A 20,845-nucleotide genomic window follows, 5' to 3' on the forward strand; every position below is an offset into this window, starting at 1 on the left:
CCGGCTTAACGCCGGCAATAGCCGTTATTTTCGAGAAAAGTGCACCACCAGCTTGTCGCCGACGGTTTGCAGAATTTGTACCAGGATCAGCAGCAGCACCACGGTGACCACCATCACGTCGGTCTGGAAGCGCTGATAACCGAAACGGATCGCCAGGTCACCCAGGCCACCGGCACCCACTACACCGGCCATGGCCGTGTAGGAAACCAGTGTAATCGCCGTCACCGTAATCGCCGCGAAGATGCCGGGGCGGGCTTCGGGCAGCAACGCGTTGGTAATGATCTGGCGAGTGGTCGCGCCCATGGCCTGGGTCGCTTCGATAATCCCGCGGTCCACTTCACGCAGCGCGGTTTCCACCAGGCGCGCAAAGAACGGCGTTGCACCCACCACCAGTGGCGGAATTGCACCGGCAACACCCAGCGAGGTGCCGGTGATCAGCACCGTGAACGGGATCATTACGATCAACAGGATAATGAACGGCAGCGAACGCAGGATGTTCACCACCAGCGACAACAGCGCATAAACATTCTTTTGTTCGAACAGCTGACGCGGGCTGCACAGGAACAGCAGCACGCCCAACGGCAAGCCCAGCAATACGGTGAACAGCAGCGAGCCGAACAGCATGGTCATGGTGTCGCCGGTGGCGAGCAGGATTTCCGACCAGTCGATGTTCGAGAAAAAGCTCAAGAGGATTTCCATTAGCGCAGCACCTCCATATGGACGTCTGCCGCGGTGAAGGCGGCGAAGGCGGCCTCCATGTCACCGCCGGTGACTGCGAGGGTCAGTTGCCCGTAGGGAATGTCTTTGATGCGGTCGATACGACCGGCGAGGATGCTGTAGTCCACACCCGTGTCGCGGGCGACGGTACCCAGCAGCGGCGCGTAGGTCGCTTCGCCCTGGAACGTCAGGCGCACGATGCGCCCCGGTACATGGGCGAAGTCATCACGCTGTTCGCCTTCGTCGACTTGCTCGGATTCCTGCACGAAGCGCTTGGTGGTCGGGTGCTTGGGGTGCAGGAATACGTCGGCGACGGTGCCTTGCTCGACGATCACGCCGGCGTCCATCACGGCCACGTGGTCGCACACGCGGCGGATCACGTCCATTTCATGAGTGATCAGCACGATAGTCAGCTTCAGCTCGCGGTTGATCTCGGCCAGCAGTTGCAGGACCGAGGCCGTGGTCTGCGGGTCGAGGGCGCTGGTGGCTTCGTCGCACAGCAGGATTTTCGGCTTGGTGGCCAGGGCGCGGGCGATGCCGACGCGCTGCTTCTGGCCGCCAGACAACTGCGCCGGGTACTTCTTGGCATGGTCGGACAGGCCGACCCGCGCCAGCAATTCGGCCACGCGCAGGTCGATTTCCTTGCGGGAAAGTTCGCCCGCGAGAGTCAGCGGCAGCGCCACGTTGTCGGCAACGGTCTTGGATGCCAGCAGGTTGAAGTGCTGGAAGATCATCCCGACCTGTTGCCGGAAACGGCGCAGGCCGTTGGCGTCGAGGGCGGTGACTTCTTCGTCATCGACCTTGATCTGGCCGCCGCTGGGTTGCTCCAGGCGGTTGATCAGACGCAGCAAAGTACTTTTTCCCGCACCGGAATGGCCGATCAGACCAAACACCTGGCCATTTTCGACGCGCAGGTTGGTGGGATGCAGCGCGGGGATATCCTTACCGGCGACCCGGTAGGTTTTATGGACGTTATGAAACTCGATCACGTAGCGAACCTTGTGGGGCGCATTAAAAAGGGATCAGCGGTTAGCCGGGCGCGCATTTTAGCCTGTCCGTATAGCGTTTCTTAGCATTTATTTCTCATCCGACCAGCGATTTGGCAATAACGCGATCAAAGGTCATAAAAAAGGAACGGTACAAAACCGTGTCAGTCACTACATAAGCAACTCGAAACTCCCAGGTGCCGTGCCTGGGGTTTTGCTCAAGAAGAGCCGGGGATCGCTCTGGCCTACGCAAACGAGGAGTTTTTGTCTGATGAGTACTAAAAAGCCAGTTACCCCGCCCAAGAGCGAACTTGCGGGCACCGACACTCTGGACCGTGGCAACACCAACGCCAAGCTGCAAAGCCTGGAAACATTCCGCTCCGACGCGACGGGCCAGGCGCTGCGCACCAACCAGGGCGTGAAGGTTTCCGATAACCAGAACAGCTTGAAGGTCGGCTCCCGTGGTCCTTCGCTGCTGGAAGACTTCATCATGCGTGAAAAAATCACGCACTTTGACCATGAGCGCATCCCGGAACGTATCGTTCATGCCCGGGGTACCGGTGCCCATGGTTATTTCCAGACCTATGAAAACCATTCGGCGCTGACCAAGGCCGGGTTCCTGCGTAACCCGGAACATAAAACCCCGGTATTTGCGCGCTTCTCCACGGTTCAGGGGCCTCGCGGTTCCGGCGATACCGTGCGTGACGTGCGTGGTTTTGCCGTGAAGTTCTTCACCGACGAAGGCAACTTCGACCTGGTGGGCAACAACATGCCGGTGTTTTTCATTCAGGATGCGATCAAGTTTCCTGACTTCGTGCATGCGGTAAAACCTGAGCCCCACAACGAGATTCCTACCGGCGGCTCGGCCCACGATACGTTCTGGGATTTTGTCTCGCTGCAGCCGGAGTCGGCGCACATGGTGATCTGGGCCATGTCTGACCGGGCGATCCCGAAAAGCCTGCGAACCATGCAGGGGTTTGGCGTGCACACCTTCCGCCTGGTGAACGCCGAGGGCAAATCCAACTTCGTCAAATTCCACTGGCGGCCTACCGTCGGCACCTGCTCCCTGGTGTGGGACGAGGCGCAGAAGCTGGCGGGCAAAGACACCGACTTCCACCGTCGTGACCTGTGGGAATCCATTGAAAGTGGCGATTACCCGGAGTGGGAATTGGGCGTGCAGATCATCGCCGAAGAGGACGAGCATAAGTTCGACTTCGATATTCTCGACCCGACCAAGCTGATCCCCGAAGAGCTGGTGCCGATCACGCCGTTGGGCAAGATGGTGCTCAACCGCAACCCGGACAACTACTTTGCCGAGACCGAGCAAGTGGCGTTCTGCCCGGGGCATATCGTGCCGGGTATCGACTTCTCCAATGACCCGCTGCTGCAAGGCCGTCTGTTTTCCTACACCGATACGCAGATCAGCCGACTCGGCGGGCCGAACTTTCACGAGTTGCCGATCAACCGTCCGGTAGCGCCGTTCCATAACGGCCAGCGCGATGCCATGCACCGCACCACCATCGACAAGGGCCGCGCGTCCTACGAGCCGAACTCGATTGATGGCGGCTGGCCGAAAGAAACTCCGCCTGCGGCGCAGGACGGTGGTTTTGAGACGTATCCGGAGCGCATTGATGCCCACAAGATCCGAGAGCGCAGCGAGTCGTTCGGTGATCACTTCTCCCAGGCGCGCTTGTTTTTCCGCAGCATGAGCAAGCACGAGCAGGAGCACATCATCGCCGCCTACAGTTTTGAACTGGGCAAGGTGGAGCGTGAGTTTATTCGCGCTCGCCAGGTGAACGAGATCCTCGCCAACATCGACTTGGAACTGGCCAAGCGTGTGGCGCAGAACCTGGGCTTGCCAGCACCGACTAAAGGTACGGTGCCAGAGCGCAAGACGTCTCCGGAACGCTCGCCAGCGTTGAGCCAGGCCAATTTGCTGTCGGGTGATATCAAGACCCGCAAGGTGGCGATTCTGGCGGCGAACGGTGTTGATGGTGCGGCGATTGATGCCTTGAAGAAGGCGCTTGAGGCTGCAGGTGCGCATGCGAAGTTGCTGGGGCCTACCTCGGCGCCGGTAACGACGGCGGATGGCAAGAGCCTGCCGGTGGATGCTTCCATGGAAGGCTTGCCTTCGGTGGCGTTGGATGCGGTGTTTGTGCCGGGTGGCGCCAAGTCGGTTCAGGCGTTGAGCGCTGATGGTGTGGCGTTGCATTACCTGCTGGAGGCGTACAAGCACTTGAAAGCGATTGCCCTGGCCGGTGAGGCGAAGCAGCTGCTGGATGTGCTGAAGCTTGAGGCGGATGCGGGCTTGATTGTGGGCGGCGATGCGAAGGCGTTTAAGGCGTTCTTTGCGGCGATTGCCCAGCATCGGGTCTGGGATCGGGAGCCGAAGGCTAAAGCTGTTCCGGCTTAAGGTATCGGTCGTTTGTTAGATCGCCTTCGCGAGCAAGCCCGCTCCCACATTCGACCGCATTCCAAAGTTGGAACTCGGTTAAATGTGGGAGCGGGCTTGCTCGCGAATGGCGTTATTCAGTCTTACGCGGAATCAGCACGACCTGCGCCGGAACCTTCTTCAGGATCTGCCGGTGAATCTTCAGGTCATACCCCGAATCGATGCGCTTCACCCGTTTGGTCAGCAACGTGGCCAGCCATGGGTAATCTTCGGTGCGCGGCGCCTGGATGCTCACATCGCACTGGTAATTCACCACATCGGTGGCGATCTCATCCAGTTGATGGCGCAGCGCCTCGATATCGGTGAGGTTCAGCGCAACCGTAGTGCTTGGCGCTGCCGGGTCGATGACCTTGGCCGGCGGCTTGGCTTCGGCGGCTTTCAGGGCGGCCTCGGCTTTGTCCAGCTCGACTTTACGGGCATGGGCGATCGCACTGTTGACGCCACCGGTCAGCGCCGGAGCCTTGGGCATCAATGCCCGTGCGCGGCTCAGGGCCGTCGCGGCAGCGTTGACATCACCCTTTTGCAGGACGATCTGGCTGCGCTGCAAATAGGCTTCGGCCAGTTGGCGCTGATAAGGCTCCAGCGCCGGGTCGTTGGGCGACTGGGCCTGCAAGGCGGCCAGCTCGTCTTCGGCGGTGGCCAGTTCACTGCTGGCGAGGTTTTGCTCCAGCTGTGCGATGGCCGCAGCACGTGCGTCCGGCGCCTGGGGGGCGGCGGGCGGGGTGCTTTGGCAGGCGCCCAGCAGCAAGGAAAATGCGGCAAGGAGCAGATAACGGGCGTTGAACAGCTTCATTCCTGCGACTCTCTAATTGCGCAAAAAGCGAGCAAGTCTACACCCCACGACGGGGCAGGACAAAACTCAGCAGAAACAGGGCGGCCGCCGTGACCACAATCGACGGCCCGGCCGGGGTGTCCTTGAACCAGGACAGCGCCAAGCCACCACACACCGCGAGCATCCCCAGAAGGCTGGCGCCGAGCGCCATTTGCTCCGGCGAGCGGGCGTGACGCTGGGCCGCAGCAGCCGGGATGATCAGCAGCGATGTGATCAACAATACGCCGACAATCTTCATCGCGACAGCGATCACCACTGCGATCAGCAGCATCAGGGTCATGCGCAGCGCCGCCACGGGCAAGCCTTCGACGGTGGCCAGTTCTTCGTGAACGGTGATCGCCAGCAGCGGGCGCCACAGCGTCACCAGCAGCACCAGCACTGCCGCGCTGCCACCTAGAATCCACGCCAGGTCGGTGGGGCTGATTGCCAGCAGGTCGCCGAACAGGTAGGCCATCAGGTCGATGCGCACTTCATGCATGAAGCTCAGCACCACCAGGCCCAGGGACAAGGTGCTTGGGGCCAGGATGCCCAGCAGGGTATCGGAGGCCAGCGGCTGACGCTGTTGCAGGGTCACCAGCAGCACAGCCAGCAGCAGGCAGCCGACGGTGACGGCAATGGTCGGGCTCACATCCAGCAGAAATCCCATGGCCACGCCCAGCAGCGCAGCGTGGGACAGGGTGTCGCCAAAATAGGCCATGCGCCGCCAGACCACGAACGAGCCCAGTGGGCCCGCCACCAGCGCCAGAGCCAAGCCTGCCAGCAGGGCGTAGAGCAGAAAATCAGCCATGCTTGCAGCTATCTCCATGAACGTGGGTGTGGGATGCGGTGGAGTCATCGACTACAGCGCCATGCAGGTCATGGGCGTGGTCGTGATGGTGGTGGTAGATCGCCAGGCTCTGGGCGTTCTTGCCGAACAGCTCGACAAAAGCCGGATCGCCGCTGACCTGTTCCGGGTGGCCGGAGCAGCACACGTGGCGATTGAGGCACACCACCTGGTCGGTGGTGCTCATCACCAGGTGCAGGTCGTGGGAGACCATCAGCACGCCGCAGCCATGGCGGTCCCGCAGGCGGGTGATCAGGCTGTACAGCTCGGCCTGGCCGGCGACGTCGACGCCCTGTACGGGTTCATCCAGTACCAGCAATTCCGGCTCGCGCAGCAGGGCGCGGGCCAGCAGCACGCGCTGCATTTCGCCGCCGGAGATGCTTTGCACCGGGCTGTCGATCACCTGTTCGGCGCCCACTTCCTTGAGGGCGGACTGTGCGCGGGCACGGTCGACACCGGGCACCAGGCGCAGGAAGCGCAGCACCGAGAGGGGCAAGGTCGGGTCCACATGCAGCTTCTGCGGCATGTAGCCAACTCGCAGCTTCGGCTTGCGCCACACGCTGCCGCTGTCGGGCTTGAGCAGGCCGAGTACGGCGCGCACCAGGGTGGTCTTGCCGGCACCGTTGGGGCCGATCAGCGTGACGATCTGACCTGGCTCGACGCTCAGGGCGATGTTGTCCAGCACGTTTTGCCCGGCGAACGTGACCCCGACCTGCTCCAGGCGGATTAACGCAGTGCTCATCAAGCCCCCTGGCAGCCCGAGCACACACCGACGACTTCGACGGTTTGCCCTTCGACCTTGAAGCCGACGTCGCCGGCGCTCTTGATGATACTGTCGCTGATGCTTTTTTGCTCAAGTTCGATGGCGGCGTGGCACTCGCGGCAAATCAGGAACTGGCCCTGGTGCGCGTGTTCCGGGTGGTTGCAGCCGACAAAGGCGTTGAGCGACGAGATGCGGTGCACCAGGCCGTTGTCCAGCAGGAAGTCCAGCGCGCGGTACACCGTGGGCGGCGCGGCGCGGCGGCCGTCCTGCTCGCTGAGCACGCCGAGGATGTCGTAGGCACCCAGCGGCTTGTGGCTTTGCCACACCAGCTCCAGCACCCGGCGACGCAGGGCGGTCAGGCGCAGGCCTTGGCGCGCGCACAAGGCGTCGGCCTCTGACAGTGCGCTGTGCACGCAGTGAGAGTGGTCATGGGGACGGCTGGCAAGCGGTGTTTTAGGCATGAGCGGCGACAGATATTTGTGAGAGACGTTATTATGTTACCTGTTCCTGCCTCCTTGAGTGGTCATCGTGTCCAGACTTTTTCCCGTTTTTGTCGTATTTGTCACCAGTTTGCTGCTTGCCGGTGCCGCTCAGGCGGAGGTTCGGGTGCTGACCAGCATCAAACCGTTACAACTGATTGCTGCTGCTGTGCAGGATGGCGTGGCGATTCCCGAGGTATTGCTGCCGCCGGGCGCTTCGCCGCATAACTATGCGTTGCGGCCTTCCGACGTACGGCGCGTGCAGTCGGTGGACCTGCTGTATTGGATCGGCCCGGACATGGAAAGCTTTCTGCCGCGTGTCTTGAAAGGCCGCAGCTTGCCGACGGTGGCGGTGCAGGACCTTCCGGGAATGAAACTGCGTCGGTTCGCCGAAGATAGCCACTCCCATGCTGAAGATGCCGACGAACATGATCATGACCATCGCCCGGGCAGCCTGGATGCGCATTTGTGGCTGTCGACGGTCAACGCCCGGGTGATTGCGAACCGCATGGCGGCGGATCTCAGCGCTGCCGACCCGGCGAACGCCGAGCGTTACCAGAGCAACGTGAAGGCCTTTGATGGCCGTATGGATGCACTGGACGCGCGCTTGAAGGCACGTATGGCGGACGTCGCCGGCAAGCCGTACTTCGTGTTCCATGAAGCCTTCGATTACTTCGAAGATGCCTACGGCCTCAAGCACACCGGAGTGTTCAGCGTGGCCGCAGAAGTGCAGCCGGGTGCCCAGCATGTGGCAGCGATGCGTACGCGTTTGCAGGAAGTGGGCAAGACTTGTGTGTTCAGCGAGCCGCCGTTGCGCCCGCGCCTTGCGGAAACGCTGGTGGCGGGTTTGCCGGTGAAGCTGGCGGAGCTGGATGCGTTGGGCGGCTACACGCCGGCCTCCGCCCAGGGGTATGAGCAGGTGCTGGAGAAGCTGGGGAATGACCTGGCTGGGTGCCTGGAGTCGCTCTGATAGACGCCGCATAACCACTGTGGGAGCGGGCTTGCTCGCGAATGCGGTGGATCAGTCAGCGCATCTGGTGACTGAAACTCCACATTCGCGAGCAAGCCCGCTCCCACATTTTGATCGCGTACGATCTTTACAGCGCGAACGGCAGCGGGGTCTTGACCTGCTGGCGTTGCGCCAGGCGCACCTGAAACTCGCGCGGGTCGTGAATCAGCACGTCCTGCCCGGCGAACGATTCAGCCGCAATCAGGCGTGACAGCCAGAACCGCACACAGGCCACACGCAGCATGGTCGGCCACAGCTCCGCTTCCTTGGCGGTAAACGGTCGCAAGCCCGCATAAGCCCCCAGCAACGCCCGTGCCCGTTGGCCGTCGATCACGCCGTCGGCGTCCGAGCACCAGTCGTTCAGGGCGATCGCCACGTCGTACAGCATCGGCCCCGAGCAGGCGTTGTAGAAGTCGATCAGCCCGGTCAGGTGCGTGCCTTCGAACATCGCGTTGTCGCGAAACAGGTCGGCGTGGATGTTTGCCCGGGGCAGCGCGAGGATCTGCGCCTTGTGCGCCTCGATCTCATCCAGCGCCGCTTGCAACAGGCCGCGTTGTTCCGCGTCGAGGTGCGAAATCAGTTGCGCGCCTTCGCTGAGCATCCAGTCCAGCCCGCGATCGGTCTTGCGTTCCAGCACCTTCTCGCCTTGGGTGGCCAGGTGCAGGTGGCCGAGCAATTCGCCCACTTGCACGCAATGCTGGGCGTTGGCGTCCTTGATGTGCTTGCCCGCCAGGCGCGGTTGCAGCAGCGCCGGTTTGCCCGCCAACTCGCGCAAGGCCACGCCGTCGGTGGTACGCAGGGCGTAAGGCACTGGCAAATCAGCGTCGTGGAGCACGTCCAGCAGTTCGATGAAGAACGGCATTTCCTGCACGGGGCCGCGCTCGACCAGGGTCAGGACAAATTCGCCCTGTTCCAGGCTGATGAAGAAATTGGTGTTTTCACTACCAGCGGCAATCCCCTGGAAATCAAGCAGGCGGCCGAGCCCGTAAGGGGCAAGAAAGGTTTCCAGCTCGGGCCGAGCCAGGGGGGTGAACACAGACATGGTTAAAACTGCCGTTACGGGCGCTGCGGGGAGCAGCGCCGATTAAAGTTAAGAAATCATTTCCATTCGAAGATCTTCCATGACGGGATCAGCATATCCGGCTGGTCAGAGCGGATGAAGTTCGCATCGGTTCCGTCCGCGCGCACCAGGAAGTAAGGCGGAAAGCCTTTCTGGGTCACCTTGATCGCGTACAGGAAACCATTCTGGCGGTATTCCTGGATGGTCTTGTCGCCTTCCGTGCGAATGGTGACTTCCGGGTCGCCCGAAGGGGCAGTATCTGCCGCCATGGCCACCATCGGAGTGAGTGCAATCAAGCCGGTCAACAACAGGCGATTTACTGTACGCATGATAACCTTGTCCCTTTGTCGTCATTGGTCCGGCTATTCTAGCGCCTGACCCGCCGAAAAGGTTGATCCTGCTCATGAGCCAAGCCCCCCTCGTCCTGGTGGACGGTTCTTCTTACCTGTACCGCGCCTTTCACGCGCTGCCGCCGCTCACCACTTCCAAAGGCCTGCCTACCGGCGCGGTCAAGGGCGTGTTGAACATGCTCAAAAGCCTGCGCAGGCAATACCCGAACAGTCCGTTCGCGGTGGTGTTCGACGCCAAGGGCGGGACATTTCGCGATGAGCTGTACGCCGAATACAAGGCCAACCGCGCGAGCATGCCCGATGACATGCGCGTGCAGATCGAGCCGCTGCACCAGAGCGTGATCGCCCTGGGCTTCCCGCTGCTGTGCGTCGAAGGCGTCGAAGCGGACGACGTGATCGGCACCCTGGCCCGCAGCAGCGCGGCCGCCGACCGTCCGGTGGTGATTTCCACCGGCGACAAGGACATGGCGCAACTGGTCGACGGGCACATTACCTTGGTCAACACCATGACCGGTAGCGCCATGGACGTTGAGGGCGTGAAGGAGAAATTCGGTGTCGCTCCCGAGCAGATCATCGATTACCTCGCGTTGATGGGCGATTCGTCCGACAACATCCCGGGCGTTCCGGGCATTGGTCCGAAGACGGCTTCCGGCCTGTTGGTAGGCGTCAACGGCGGCTTGAAGGAGCTCTACGAGCAGCTCGATATCGTGCCGACCTTGCCGATTCGTGGTGCCAAGACCCTGGTCGCCAAACTGGAAGAGCATAAGGCGAGTGCGTTCCTGTCCTACGAGCTGGCGACGATCAAGATCGACGTGCCGCTGGACGTGGGCCTGGATGATTTGCACCTGATCGAGCCGGATCGCGAGAAGCTGCTGGAGCTGTATACGCTGCTGGAGTTCAAGAGCTGGATTGACGAGATTCAACGCGATGCCAAGCGCGTCGAGTTGAGCGCTGCTCCTTCGGCCGCGGTCGCCGAGGAAGCGGTTGAGGTGGTCGCGCCGGTTTCTGTAGAGCCGGTGTACGAAACCATCCTCACCCAGGCTCAGTTTGATGCCTGGCTGAAGAAGCTCAACGACGCCAAGCTGTTCGCCTTCGATACCGAGACCACCGGGATCGACGCCCAGAAAGCGCAACTGGTGGGTGTGTCGTTTGCCGTGCAGGCCCATGAAGCAGCCTACATTCCGCTGACCCACTCCTACATCGGCGCGCCGGAACAGCTGGATCGGGACACCGTGCTGCTGGCCCTGAAGCCGTTGCTCGAAGACCCGGAAAAACTCAAGGTCGGCCAGCACGCCAAGTTCGACATGAATATCCTGGCCAACTGCGCCATCGGTGGTGACCCGGCACTCGGCATCACCGTGCGCGGCATTGCCTTCGACACCATGCTTGAATCCTATGTGCTGAACTCCGTGGCGACGCGCCACGACATGGACAGCCTGGCGAAGAAGTACCTGGACCACGACACCGTCAGCTTCCAGGACATCGCCGGCAAAGGCGCCAAGCAGCTGACCTTTGACCAGATTGCCCTGGAGCAAGCCGGCCCTTACGCGGCGGAAGACGCGGATGTGACCCTGCGTTTGCACCAGGAACTGCACAAGCAGCTTGCCGCTATTCCTTCCCTGGCCAGCGTATTGTCCGACATCGAGATGCCGCTGGTGCCCGTGCTGGCGCGCATTGAGCGTCAGGGCGCCCTGGTGGATGCCGCCTTGCTGGGCATCCAGAGCATCGAGCTGGGCAACAAGATGGTAGACCTCGAGCGCCAGGCGTATGAAATCGCCGGCGAGGAATTCAACCTGGGCTCGCCCAAGCAGTTGGGTGCGATTCTCTACGAGAAACTCGGGCTGCCGGTGTTGAAGAAGACCGGCAAGGGCCAGGCCTCGACGGCCGAGGAAGTCTTGGCCAAATTGGCTGAAGATGACTACCCACTGCCGAAAGTGCTGATGCAGTACCGCAGCATGAGCAAGTTGAAAAGCACCTACACCGACCGTTTGCCGGAGCAGATCAACTCGCGCACCGGTCGCGTGCACACGTCCTATCACCAGGCCGTAGCAGCAACCGGGCGCCTGTCCTCCAGCGATCCAAACCTGCAGAACATTCCGGTGCGTACCGCTGAAGGCCGGCGTATCCGCCAGGCATTTGTCGCGCCCAAGGGCTACAAGCTGCTGGCGGCGGACTACTCGCAGATCGAGCTGCGCATCATGGCGCATTTATCGAAGGACGAAGGCTTGCTGAATGCGTTCCGCGACGACCTGGACGTGCACACCGCCACGGCGGCCGAGGTGTTCAAGGTTGAGTTGGCTGAGGTCACGTCCAATCAGCGTCGCAGTGCCAAGGCGATCAACTTTGGCCTGATCTACGGCATGGGCGCGCAGAAGCTGGGCAAGGACATCGGCGTCGACACCAAGACCGCCAAGGCTTATATCGATGTGTACTTCGCCCGTTACCCGGGGGTGCGCGAGTACATGGAGCGCACCCGTGCCCAGGCGGCTGATCAGGGTTATGTGGAAACCCTGTTCGGGCGCCGCCTGTACCTGCCGGAGATCAATTCCAACAAGCCTCAGGAGCGTGCTGGCGCCGAGCGTACGGCAATCAACGCGCCGATGCAGGGCACTGCGGCCGATATCATCAAGAAGGCCATGGTCAAGGTCGACAACTGGCTGACGGACTCGGGCCTGGACGCCAAGGTCATCCTTCAAGTGCACGATGAATTGGTGCTGGAGGTACGTGAGGACCTGGTGGCTGAAGTCAGCGCGAGGATTCGTGAACACATGAGCGAGGCGGCAAAGCTGGATGTGCCGCTGGTGGTAGACGTCGGCGTGGGCGACAACTGGGACGAAGCGCACTAAACCTGGGGCCTGGGCCGCGGCATCATGCCGCGGCAGCGCTTTAGATCGGAAAACGCGGCGGGTTATTTCCAATAGTTTTTTGAACGTGCCGGAACTTAACCCGTGAATTGCTACTCAGAGTTACTGAATGGGTGGTGAAGCCCTTCAATGCTCCTATGTTGTGTTAAGTGTTGGCAGATATCTGGACCCCGCCCTAGCGGTCCGGAACTTGGACCCCGAACTTCCCCTCCCCATACGAAGTCCGGGGTTTTTTTTGCCCCGAGTTTTTACTCGGCGGCTTCCGAACCCTTGTCAGCCAGTTCCATCCAACCTGCCAATACAGTGTAGGCATCTTCCAGCCCCATGCGTTTTGGCGCCGAGAACAACTGGATAGTCACCGCATCACCCCAACCCTTACGGATTTCTGCCTGCACTTTGAGCAGGGTGTTTTTCGCTGCGCCGTAGGTCAATTTGTCGGCCTTGGTCAGCAGGACGTGCATCGGCATGCCGCTGGCGACGGCCCAATCGAGCATCAACAGGTCGAAGTCGGTCATTGGATGACGGATGTCCATCATCAGAATCAAACCCTTCAAACTCTCCCGGCCACCCAGATACGCTTCGAGGTGACGCTGCCAGTGCAGCTTCAGCGGGATAGGTACTTTTGCATAACCGTAGCCCGGCAGGTCGACCAGACGCCGATCATCGTCTAGCTTGAAGAAGTTGAGGAGCTGTGTGCGCCCCGGGGTTTTCGAGGTACGGGCCAGGCTGGCGTGGGTCAGGGTGTTCAGCGCGCTGGACTTGCCGGCGTTGGAGCGGCCGGCGAATGCGACTTCGAAGCCTTCGTCATCGGGGCATTGGTCGACTTTGGCGGCGCTGAGCATGAAGGTGGACTGTTGGCACAGGCCGAGGATGGGATTCTTGAGTTGCATGAGTTTTCCGATGTGGGCGGTGCCGGGAATAGGTGCGGCAAGCGGTGTCGTTTCCGTTTCAGTAGCGCCAGTATATAATGCCGCAGATTTTGTGTGTGCTTTGTCCCAGCGAAGGATGAAGTTCACGGGAGCGATAGACCTTTATTGCGCATTAGAACGCAAAACGCTCTCAAACCCTGAAAAGGTCGATGTATGACCAAGTGGCTGCTGGCCTTCGGTTTCTTGATGCCACTTTACAGTGCGCAGGCTACACAGGAACCGGAGGCTGTGTACAACCGCTTTTGCGGGGCCTGCCATGCCGGACAGCTGCCCAACGCCCCTGGACGGGGTGACCAGGCAGCCTGGAAGCCAAGATTGGCTCAAGGTATGGACACGCTGGTGCAACACGTGACCCAGGGTTTCAAGGCGATGCCGCCGCGTGGTTTGTGCATGGACTGCAGTACCGAGGATTACCATGCCGTCATTCAGTTGATGGTGAGTGAACCCGGTCCATAACTCTTTAACCCTTAGCCGTAGTTGGATTAGCTGATGAACAAACTGATCGTGAGTCTGCTGTTGACCCTGGGCATCACCGGTGTTGCCCATGCCGCAGGCGACGCCACTGCTGGCCAGGCGAAAGCCGCCGTATGTGGTGCTTGCCATGGACCGGACGGTAATAGCCCGGCGCCTAACTTTCCAAAACTGGCCGGCCAGGGTGAGCGTTACCTGACCAAGCAGATGCACGACATCAAGGATGGCAAGCGTACGGTCCTGGAAATGACCGGCTTGTTGACCAACCTCAGCGATCAGGACCTGGCGGATATCGCGGCGTATTTTGCCAGCCAGAAAGGCAGTGTGGGAGCTGCTGATCCGAAACTGGTGGCCCGCGGTGAAGAATTGTTCCGCGGCGGCAACCTGGAAAAAGGCATGCCTTCCTGCCTCGGCTGCCACTCGCCTAACGGCGCAGGCCTTGCTGCCGCTGGCTTCCCGCACTTGAGCGGCCAGCATGCCCAGTACATCGGCAAACAGCTGACAGACTTCCGCGAAGGCAATCGCACCAATGACGGCGATACCAAGATCATGCAGAGCATCGCCGCGAAACTCAGCAACAAGGACATCGAAGCCGTGTCCCAATACATCCAGGGCCTGCACTAAGTGCCCCGGCTACGTTAACGCTCGATTAATCCGTCGATGCAAGCATAAAAAGGGTGGCCCAGGCTGCCCTTTTTTGTGGCCGGTGCCGTTACACTAACGAACTCATGCCCGCGTAGACCTGTCACAACAAAGGTCGCGTGAGGCGACTTTATTTGTCCAGGAGTAAAGCATGCGTAATCTGATCCTCAGCGCCGCTCTCGTCACTGCCAGCCTTTTCGGCATGACCGCACAAGCTGCCGATAATGTGCCGCTTGAAGCCGGTAAAACCTACGTTGAGCTGGCCAATCCTGTGCCGGTTTCCGTACCGGGCAAGATCGAAGTGGTGGAGCTGTTCTGGTATGGCTGCCCGCATTGCTACGCTTTTGAGCCAGTCATCAATCCGTGGGTCGAGAAGCTGCCTGAGGACGTGAACTTCAAACGTATTCCTGCCCTGTTCGGCGGCCCATGGGACGCCCACGGCCAGCTGTTCATTACGCTGGACACCATGGGTGTAGAACACAAGGTTCACGCGGCTGTCTTCAATGCCATCCAGAAAGAAGGCAAGCGCCTTGTGAAGCCTGAAGACATGGCCGATTTCGTCGCCACCCAAGGCGTCGACAAAACCAAGTTCCTGGAGACATTCAACTCGTTCGCTGTGAAGGGCAAGATGGCCCAATACAAGGAACTGGCCCAGAAATACGGCGTGCAAGGCGTACCGACGCTGATCGTCAACGGCAAATACCGCTTTGACATCGGCAGTGCCGGCGGCGAAGAGCAGGCGCTGAACGTGGCCGACCAATTGATCGCCAAAGAGCGCGCAGCCAAGTAAGGGGCCCGTCATGCGTCGCTGGGGTACTGAACGTGTCGTTGGCCTGCATGACCCGAAGGTCAACGAACATCACCTGGAATCCACGGGCCTGCCGGCTGACAGTCGGTTGCGCCTGCTCAGTTTCAATATCCAGGTGGGTATCAGTACCGAGAAATACCGGCATTACCTGACCCGTGGCTGGCAGCACCTGCTGCCCCACAATGGGCGTGCCGGCAATCTGCAAAAGATCGGCGACCTGCTGGGTGACTTCGACCTGGTAGCCCTGCAGGAGGCCGATGGTGGCAGCCTGCGTTCCGGCTACATCAACCAGGTCGAGCACCTTGCCCAGCTCGGTGCCTTTCCCTACTGGTATCAACAACTCAATCGCAACCTCGGCAAACTCGGCCAGCACAGCAATGGTGTGCTCAGCCGTCTGAAACCGTGGGCGATCGAGGACCACCCGTTGCCTGGCCCGAAAGGCCGCGGTGCAATTCTCGTACGATTCGGCGAAGGGCCGGAAGCATTGGTCGTGGTGATGATGCACCTCGCGTTGGGGGCACGAACCCGCACCCTGCAGTTGGCCTACATCCGCGAGTTGATTGGCAACTACAAACACCAAGTGCTGATGGGGGACATGAACACCCACGCCAGCGACCTGCTACAGAATTCCCCGTTGCGCGACCTTGGGTTGCTGGCGCCGCAAGTCGAAGCCACCTTTCCCAGCTGGCGACCGCAACGTTGTCTTGATCACATCCTGCTCAGCCCGACCCTGACACTCGAAAGTGTGCAGGTACTGGCGCAGCCCATCTCCGATCACCTGCCCGTCGCGGTAGAGATTCGTCTGCCGGGTTCGCTCACGGCTGATGCATTGCCCGCGTTGAGCCCCGGCCCTCGCGGACCCCTTGCATGAGCGACGACGCCCAGCGTTGGAAAGAGAAATACCTTAAAAGCGTCGAGCAACAAGAAAAGCTCGAGCGTCGCTGGGCCGCCCGCCTCGACCTGCTGCGCCGAGGGCTGGTGCGCAGCACCCTGGCGGCAGAAGGGACCGACCGAGCGGTTGACCAATGCATGAAGGAAATGCGCGATGTGGTGCGCACCGACGACATGGACGCCGCCCTCGCTGCATTGCTGCCGCGCCTGGAAAAGGCCGTGCTGGATTCGGAGCAGCGCCGCGAAACCCGGGTTGACCAGATCGGCAGCGCGTTGACGGCCCTGGTCACTCAGTTGCAGAAACTGCCCTTGCCACGGGACGTGAGTCGCCCGCTGAAGGCTTTCGCCAAGCAGCTGGACGGTCGGGTTGGCCAGGCGCGGGAGATCCCGCTGTTGCTGAGTGAGCTGAGCGGCCTCCAGGGGCAGGCGTTGAGTAACCTGGAGCCGGAGGGCGAAACCAGCCGTTCGAGCCCGGGGCTGTTGCAGCGTCTGTTTGGCACCAAGGACGCAATCGACACGCCGGAGGTTGAAGCGCCCACGCCATCCCGCCCGGCTTCTCCGGCGCCTGCTGCGCCAAAGCCCAGCCCGGTGGGTGAAGTTGAAGCGCCGGCGCAATCGGCAGAACTGGCCCAGGCGCTGCGGGCTTTTGCACCGCAGCCGAAGGTCCCGGCCCCCATCGAGTCGCCCCCTGAGCCGGTATCGCCAGTAGAGGCTACCGACGCTGTCAGCGAAGCAGTGCCTGTTGTTCCGGCCGTCGCGGTCACAGCGCCTGTCGTCGAGGCACCCGCTACGATTATCGAAACGCCAGAACCCGAGCAACCGATCGAAGCGGAGGTTGAGCTCGAGAGTGCTCTTGCCGCCATGGTCGAGGTGCCAGAGGTGCAGGCCCGTGAGCCGGAGCGGACTGAGATCGGCAGTCTTTCCCTGCCCCCGGTCCTGGCCGATGAACCGCAAGAATCGCCCGAGCAGGCAGAGCTGAACCCAGACGAGCTGCAAGCGGATCAAGCCTACGCCCTGCCCGACACCCCCGAGCCGTCTTACAGTTCGGTGGCCAAGCACATCGAAGATACCCTGCTCGGCTTACTGGAAGACCTCTCGCTGCCCGAGCGCCATCGGCCCCAGGCCGAAGCCATGCGTGAACGCCTGGCCCACGGATTGAACTGGTACGAATTGCTGCCGATCCTCGATGACCTGGCGGTGTTGATGCTGGCGATCACCGACAGCGGCCAGCACGAGTTTGAAGCCTACCTCAAGCAACTCAACGACCGTCTCGAGGCGTTCCAGGGGCACCTGCAGGTCGCCAGTGACGGCCACGCCGACAGCCGCTCGGCAGCCAGGGAACTGGATACCCAGATCCGCGAACAAGTGGATGGTTTGCAAACCAGCATGCAGGACGCCGCGGACCTCGACAGCCTCAAGCACGTGCTGGAGAGCCATCTCGAAGGGTTGCTGGGCACCATGGATGAACACCGCCACCAGCGTGACCAGCGCGAACAGGAAGTGGCTGCACGGCTCAAGGGCCTGGCCGAACGGGTCGCCAATATGGAGCAAGAGGCTCAGGGCTACCGTGAACACCTTGAGGTTCAGCGGCAAAAAGCCCTGATCGATCCGCTCACCGCACTACCCAACCGCGCTGCCTGGAGCGAGCGTCTGGAGCAGGAGGTCAACGCCTGGCACCAGCGTGGAAATAACCTGTCACTGGCCATGCTGGACCTCGATCACTTCAAGCGCATCAACGACGGCTATGGTCATCTGGCGGGCGACAAGGTGCTGAAAATCATCGCCACGGTGCTTCGCAAACGCCTGCGGCCGAACGACTTCATCGCGCGTTTTGGCGGTGAAGAGTTTGTGCTGTTGATGCCCAACTCGTCGCTGTCCGATGCGTTGGCGGTGGGCGAAACCCTGCGTGCAGCCATCCAAGCCTGCCCGTTTCACTTCAAGGGCGAGCCGGTGACGATTACGGTGTCCATGGGCATGGCGCAGTTTCAGCCGGGAGAACGCAGTGACCTGGCGCTCAAGCGCGCTGACGAGGCGTTATATCGTGCCAAGGCGGCGGGGCGTAATCAGGTGCAGGCGGCCTGACCGGAAATGTTCCATTTTGTTTAAAACATCGCATTTGGCCGCCTGGCAGCAAACGGTACGTTACACTGTTGCATTATCGTCTTAAGCGTACTATTTGCTGCCATGAAACTTCTGTGTTCTGCCTTTCTGTTTCTCCTGCTCGCCGGTTGCGCGAGCGGCCCTCGCCTGGACACCAGTCATCCGTCGGTGAACCACGACAATCGTGTGCAGTTTGTCGTCGTGCACTACACCTCGGCGTCCCTTGAGCGCTCCCTGGCGCTGTTGACCCATGGCCAGGTCAGCAGTCATTACCTGATCGGTGATGACGCCTCGGCCACCATCTATAAGCTCGTGGATGAAAGCCAGCGCGCCTGGCATGCCGGAGAAAGTGAATGGATGGGCCGCACCTGGCTCAACTCCAGCTCCATCGGGATCGAGATCGTGAACCCGGGTTATCGGGATTTGCCGACGGGCCGCGTCTGGTATCCCTATTCCGAAGCGCAGGTGCAGTCACTGGTGGTGCTGCTCAAGGACATCAGCAAACGCAACGGCATCGACCCGCGAAACATCATCGGCCATAGCGACATTGCCCCGCTGCGCAAGCTGGACCCGGGGCCGTTGTTCCCCTGGAAGCGCCTGGCGGATGAAGGGCTGGGCATGTGGCCGGACGCCAAGGCGGTGGCCCGTTACCAGGTGCAGTACGCAGCCGATCTGCCGAGCATTACCTGGTTCCAGGAAGAGTTGGCGAAGCTGGGCTATCCGACGCCGCAGACGGGCGAGCTGGATGTGGCGACGCGGCATGTGGTGGCCGCGTTCCAGATGCATTTCCGGGCGTCGCTGTTTGATGGGACGCCGGATGCCGAAAGTGCTGCGATCCTGCGGGCGTTGAATCACCAATAACGGTTGGCGCGTTGGTCCTACAGGGGCAACGCCATGTAGAACTGCGTCCCCTGCCCCGGCCGCGAATACACCCCCATGCGGCCACCGTGCAATTGCACGATCTCCTTGCACAGCGCCAGGCCCAGCCCGGCGCCGCCTTTCTTGCGGCCTACCTGCACAAACGGTTCGAAGATTCGTCCCTGCTGGCCGTAGGCAATGCCTTCACCGTTGTCTTCAACGCTGACAATCACCCGTTCGCCATGGCGACGCGCCTGCAAGCGGATCTGCCCACCGTCGGCTGTGTGCCGCAGGGCATTGCCCAGCAAATTGTCGAGCACCCTTTCCAGCTGCGCTCGATCGGCATGCAACCTCGGTAGTGGTGATTGTTCCTCAACCAGCAGTTCGATGTTCTGTGCATTCGCCTGCTCCGCGAAGCGGGCGCGGGCATGTTCGAGCAGGTCGCTGATGTCACACGGGCCCAGGGTGAGTTTCTGCAAGCCATTCTGGTAGCGCGAGAAGTTGAGCAAGTCGTTGATCAACTGCATCAGGCGCTGCATTTCCTCGTTGACCGTATCCAGCAGGTCCGCTTCGCGCGACTCCGCAGGAAACTTCGCCCGTTCCCGGAACAAGCCGAAGGCCATGTGCATGCCCGTCACCGGCGTGCGTAATTCATGGGACGCGCGCAATACAAACTCACTGCGCACTCGTTCAAAGGCACGCTGTTCGGTAACGTCATGCAGCACCATCACCGCGCCCAGAATGTGCCCCTGGGTATGGCTGACCGGCGTCAGGCTGTACGTCAGCAGGCGCAGCTCACCCTCAACCTCTACTTCCAGGTCTTCAGGTGCGCGCTCCAGGTTGCCGCCGCGCAGTACCAGCTGCAGCTGTTCATCCAGTTCCGGGCGGCCCAGGGCGTCGCCAAGGCCTTGGCCCAGGCGATTCTCGTCCCAGCCGAGTTGACGTTGTGCCACCGGGTTAAGGTGTTCCAGGCGACCCTGGCGGTCGATCATCAGCAGGCCGTCGTCGATGCTGTCGAGCACCGCTTGCAGGCGTTGCTGCCCGGCGAGTAGCTCGTCGACATTGGTTGCCTGATGCTGGCGCAACGCCTCGGCCATGATGCCGAAGCGTCGGGTCAGCAGGTTCATTTCCGCTGCGGATGAAATGGGCAGCGTGACTTCGAAGTTGCCCTGGCCGATCTTGTCGGCGGCCTTGGCCAGCGCTTCGATCGGCCCGCCAAAGCGTCGGGCGATACCGTGGGCGGTAACGAAACCGATGATCAGCACCGCCAGCCCGACCAGGCCCAGCAGGCCGGCAATCAGCAGCGCACGTTCACGGGACTTGTGTTCGGTATCGTTGATGTTATCCAGGGCTTTCTTGTGCTCGGCGATCAGGCCGTTGCGCAGGATGTTGAAGCGTTTGGTCAGCTCGTCGTTGTTGCGCAGTTGCGGCGGAGCATTCTCCTTTTCATCGAACGCCTCGAGAAAGCTCAGGTAATTGGTCTTGGCCTGGGTAAAACCGCTGGTTACCGCGTCCTTTTGTTCGTGGTCGATACCTTGCTGCAACAGGGCGAAATAGCGTTGCTTGGAGTCTTCCAGCGCAGCGGTATTCGGCTGTTCATTGAGCATGATCATCAACTGGTCGCCGAGGGTCTGCCGAAGCTTGAGCCCCAGGTCCAATGTGATGAAGTTGCTACGAATCAACGATTCCTGGGTCTTGGCCATTTGCATGACGCTCACCAGCCCCAGCAGCAACCCCAACAGGGCGACGGTGATCAGCGCGGAAATACTCAGGAACAACCGAGTGCGCAGGGTCATCGCAAGCTTCATAGG

19 protein-coding genes are annotated in these 20,845 nt (G+C 61.1%); 9 read left to right on the top strand and 10 right to left on the bottom strand.

The genetic code is table 11. The annotated features are described in order from the left end of the window. Positions 1-24 precede the first annotated feature (24 nt). Together C0058_RS00360 and C0058_RS00365 are read right to left on the bottom strand one after the other, a co-directional pair. Positions 25-699, bottom strand: a complete 675-nt coding sequence (locus tag C0058_RS00360; RefSeq protein ID WP_003214831.1) for a methionine ABC transporter permease — start codon at positions 697-699, stop codon at positions 25-27. Then, the gene (locus C0058_RS00365) at positions 699-1,706 is read right to left on the bottom strand and encodes a methionine ABC transporter ATP-binding protein (protein WP_003214829.1); all 1,008 of its coding nucleotides are present in this window, start codon (positions 1,704-1,706) and stop codon (positions 699-701) included. Before C0058_RS00365 ends, C0058_RS00360 begins: the two co-directional genes overlap by 1 nt. Positions 1,707-1,974: 268 nt before the next feature. Here C0058_RS00365 and katE point away from each other — a divergent pair, with 268 nt between their 5' ends. Next, positions 1,975-4,116, top strand: coding sequence for a catalase HPII (gene katE, locus C0058_RS00370; RefSeq protein WP_102367834.1), 2,142 nt, complete (start codon positions 1,975-1,977; stop codon positions 4,114-4,116). 112 nt (positions 4,117-4,228) lie between these two features. On the opposite strand, the gene C0058_RS00375 is transcribed toward katE, so the two are convergent. From C0058_RS00375 to C0058_RS00390, 4 genes are read right to left on the bottom strand one after another with little or no spacing between them, the layout of a single operon-like run. After that, a complete protein-coding gene (locus tag C0058_RS00375) occupies positions 4,229-4,948 on the bottom strand; it encodes a PA5502 family lipoprotein (protein WP_003214825.1) in 720 nt (239 codons plus the stop codon). Positions 4,949-4,985: 37 nt separating this feature from the next. After that, positions 4,986-5,774: a zinc ABC transporter permease subunit ZnuB gene (gene znuB, locus C0058_RS00380; protein WP_003214823.1), complete on the bottom strand. Its 789-nt coding sequence runs from the start codon at positions 5,772-5,774 to the stop codon at positions 4,986-4,988. After that, complete coding sequence (znuC, locus tag C0058_RS00385) at positions 5,767-6,552, bottom strand: zinc ABC transporter ATP-binding protein ZnuC (protein WP_003214821.1); 786 nt, start codon at positions 6,550-6,552, stop codon at positions 5,767-5,769. The genes znuB and znuC overlap by 8 nt, the downstream gene beginning before the upstream one ends. Then, positions 6,552-7,034 (bottom strand): Fur family transcriptional regulator, encoded by a 483-nt coding sequence (locus C0058_RS00390; RefSeq protein ID WP_003214819.1) that lies wholly within the window; start codon positions 7,032-7,034, stop codon positions 6,552-6,554. The genes znuC and C0058_RS00390 overlap by 1 nt, the downstream gene beginning before the upstream one ends. Before the next feature lie 58 nt (positions 7,035-7,092). Between C0058_RS00390 and C0058_RS00395 the strand changes: the two genes are divergently transcribed. After that, entirely contained in the window at positions 7,093-8,022 is a 930-nt protein-coding gene (locus C0058_RS00395; RefSeq protein ID WP_008439631.1) for a zinc ABC transporter substrate-binding protein, read from the top strand. 127 nt (positions 8,023-8,149) lie between these two features. On the opposite strand, the gene C0058_RS00400 is transcribed toward C0058_RS00395, so the two are convergent. Together C0058_RS00400 and C0058_RS00405 are read right to left on the bottom strand one after the other, a co-directional pair. Next, positions 8,150-9,103 carry a homoserine kinase gene (locus C0058_RS00400; RefSeq protein ID WP_102367835.1) on the bottom strand — a complete coding sequence of 318 codons (954 nt, stop codon included), beginning with the start codon at positions 9,101-9,103 and terminating at the stop codon, positions 8,150-8,152. Between the two features lie 56 nt (positions 9,104-9,159). Further along, positions 9,160-9,450 carry a DUF2782 domain-containing protein gene (locus tag C0058_RS00405; protein ID WP_003214814.1) on the bottom strand — a complete coding sequence of 97 codons (291 nt, stop codon included), beginning with the start codon at positions 9,448-9,450 and terminating at the stop codon, positions 9,160-9,162. A gap of 74 nt (positions 9,451-9,524) precedes the next feature. On the opposite strand from C0058_RS00405, the gene polA reads away from it, so the two are divergent. Beyond that, entirely contained in the window at positions 9,525-12,317 is a 2,793-nt protein-coding gene (gene polA / locus C0058_RS00410) for a DNA polymerase I (RefSeq protein ID WP_102367836.1), read from the top strand. A gap of 266 nt (positions 12,318-12,583) precedes the next feature. On the opposite strand, the gene yihA is transcribed toward polA, so the two are convergent. Continuing rightward, entirely contained in the window at positions 12,584-13,225 is a 642-nt protein-coding gene (gene yihA, locus C0058_RS00415) for a ribosome biogenesis GTP-binding protein YihA/YsxC (protein ID WP_003214811.1), read from the bottom strand. A gap of 192 nt (positions 13,226-13,417) precedes the next feature. On the opposite strand from yihA, the gene C0058_RS00420 reads away from it, so the two are divergent. From C0058_RS00420 to C0058_RS00445, 6 genes are all read left to right on the top strand, one after another. Then, complete coding sequence (locus C0058_RS00420) at positions 13,418-13,720, top strand: cytochrome c5 family protein (protein WP_003214809.1); 303 nt, start codon at positions 13,418-13,420, stop codon at positions 13,718-13,720. 33 nt (positions 13,721-13,753) lie between these two features. Further along, a complete protein-coding gene (locus tag C0058_RS00425; protein ID WP_003214807.1) occupies positions 13,754-14,359 on the top strand; it encodes a cytochrome c4 in 606 nt (201 codons plus the stop codon). Positions 14,360-14,528: 169 nt separating this feature from the next. Then, a complete protein-coding gene (locus tag C0058_RS00430) occupies positions 14,529-15,167 on the top strand; it encodes a thiol:disulfide interchange protein DsbA/DsbL (protein WP_087694548.1) in 639 nt (212 codons plus the stop codon). A gap of 10 nt (positions 15,168-15,177) precedes the next feature. Then, positions 15,178-16,056 (top strand): endonuclease/exonuclease/phosphatase family protein, encoded by an 879-nt coding sequence (locus C0058_RS00435; protein ID WP_003214803.1) that lies wholly within the window; start codon positions 15,178-15,180, stop codon positions 16,054-16,056. Further along, positions 16,053-18,158, top strand: coding sequence for a GGDEF domain-containing protein (locus C0058_RS00440; RefSeq protein ID WP_102367837.1), 2,106 nt, complete (start codon positions 16,053-16,055; stop codon positions 18,156-18,158). Before C0058_RS00435 ends, C0058_RS00440 begins: the two co-directional genes overlap by 4 nt. A gap of 102 nt (positions 18,159-18,260) precedes the next feature. Beyond that, the gene (locus C0058_RS00445) at positions 18,261-19,037 is read left to right on the top strand and encodes an N-acetylmuramoyl-L-alanine amidase (protein ID WP_003214798.1); all 777 of its coding nucleotides are present in this window, start codon (positions 18,261-18,263) and stop codon (positions 19,035-19,037) included. Between the two features lie 17 nt (positions 19,038-19,054). Here C0058_RS00445 and C0058_RS00450 read toward each other — a convergent pair whose 3' ends face one another. Continuing rightward, a complete protein-coding gene (locus C0058_RS00450; protein WP_008439641.1) occupies positions 19,055-20,842 on the bottom strand; it encodes a KinB sensor domain-containing domain in 1,788 nt (595 codons plus the stop codon). Between the last annotated feature and the right edge of the window lie 3 nt (positions 20,843-20,845).

The organism is Pseudomonas sp. NC02 (assembly GCF_002874965.1).
GTDB lineage: Bacteria > Pseudomonadota > Gammaproteobacteria > Pseudomonadales > Pseudomonadaceae > Aquipseudomonas.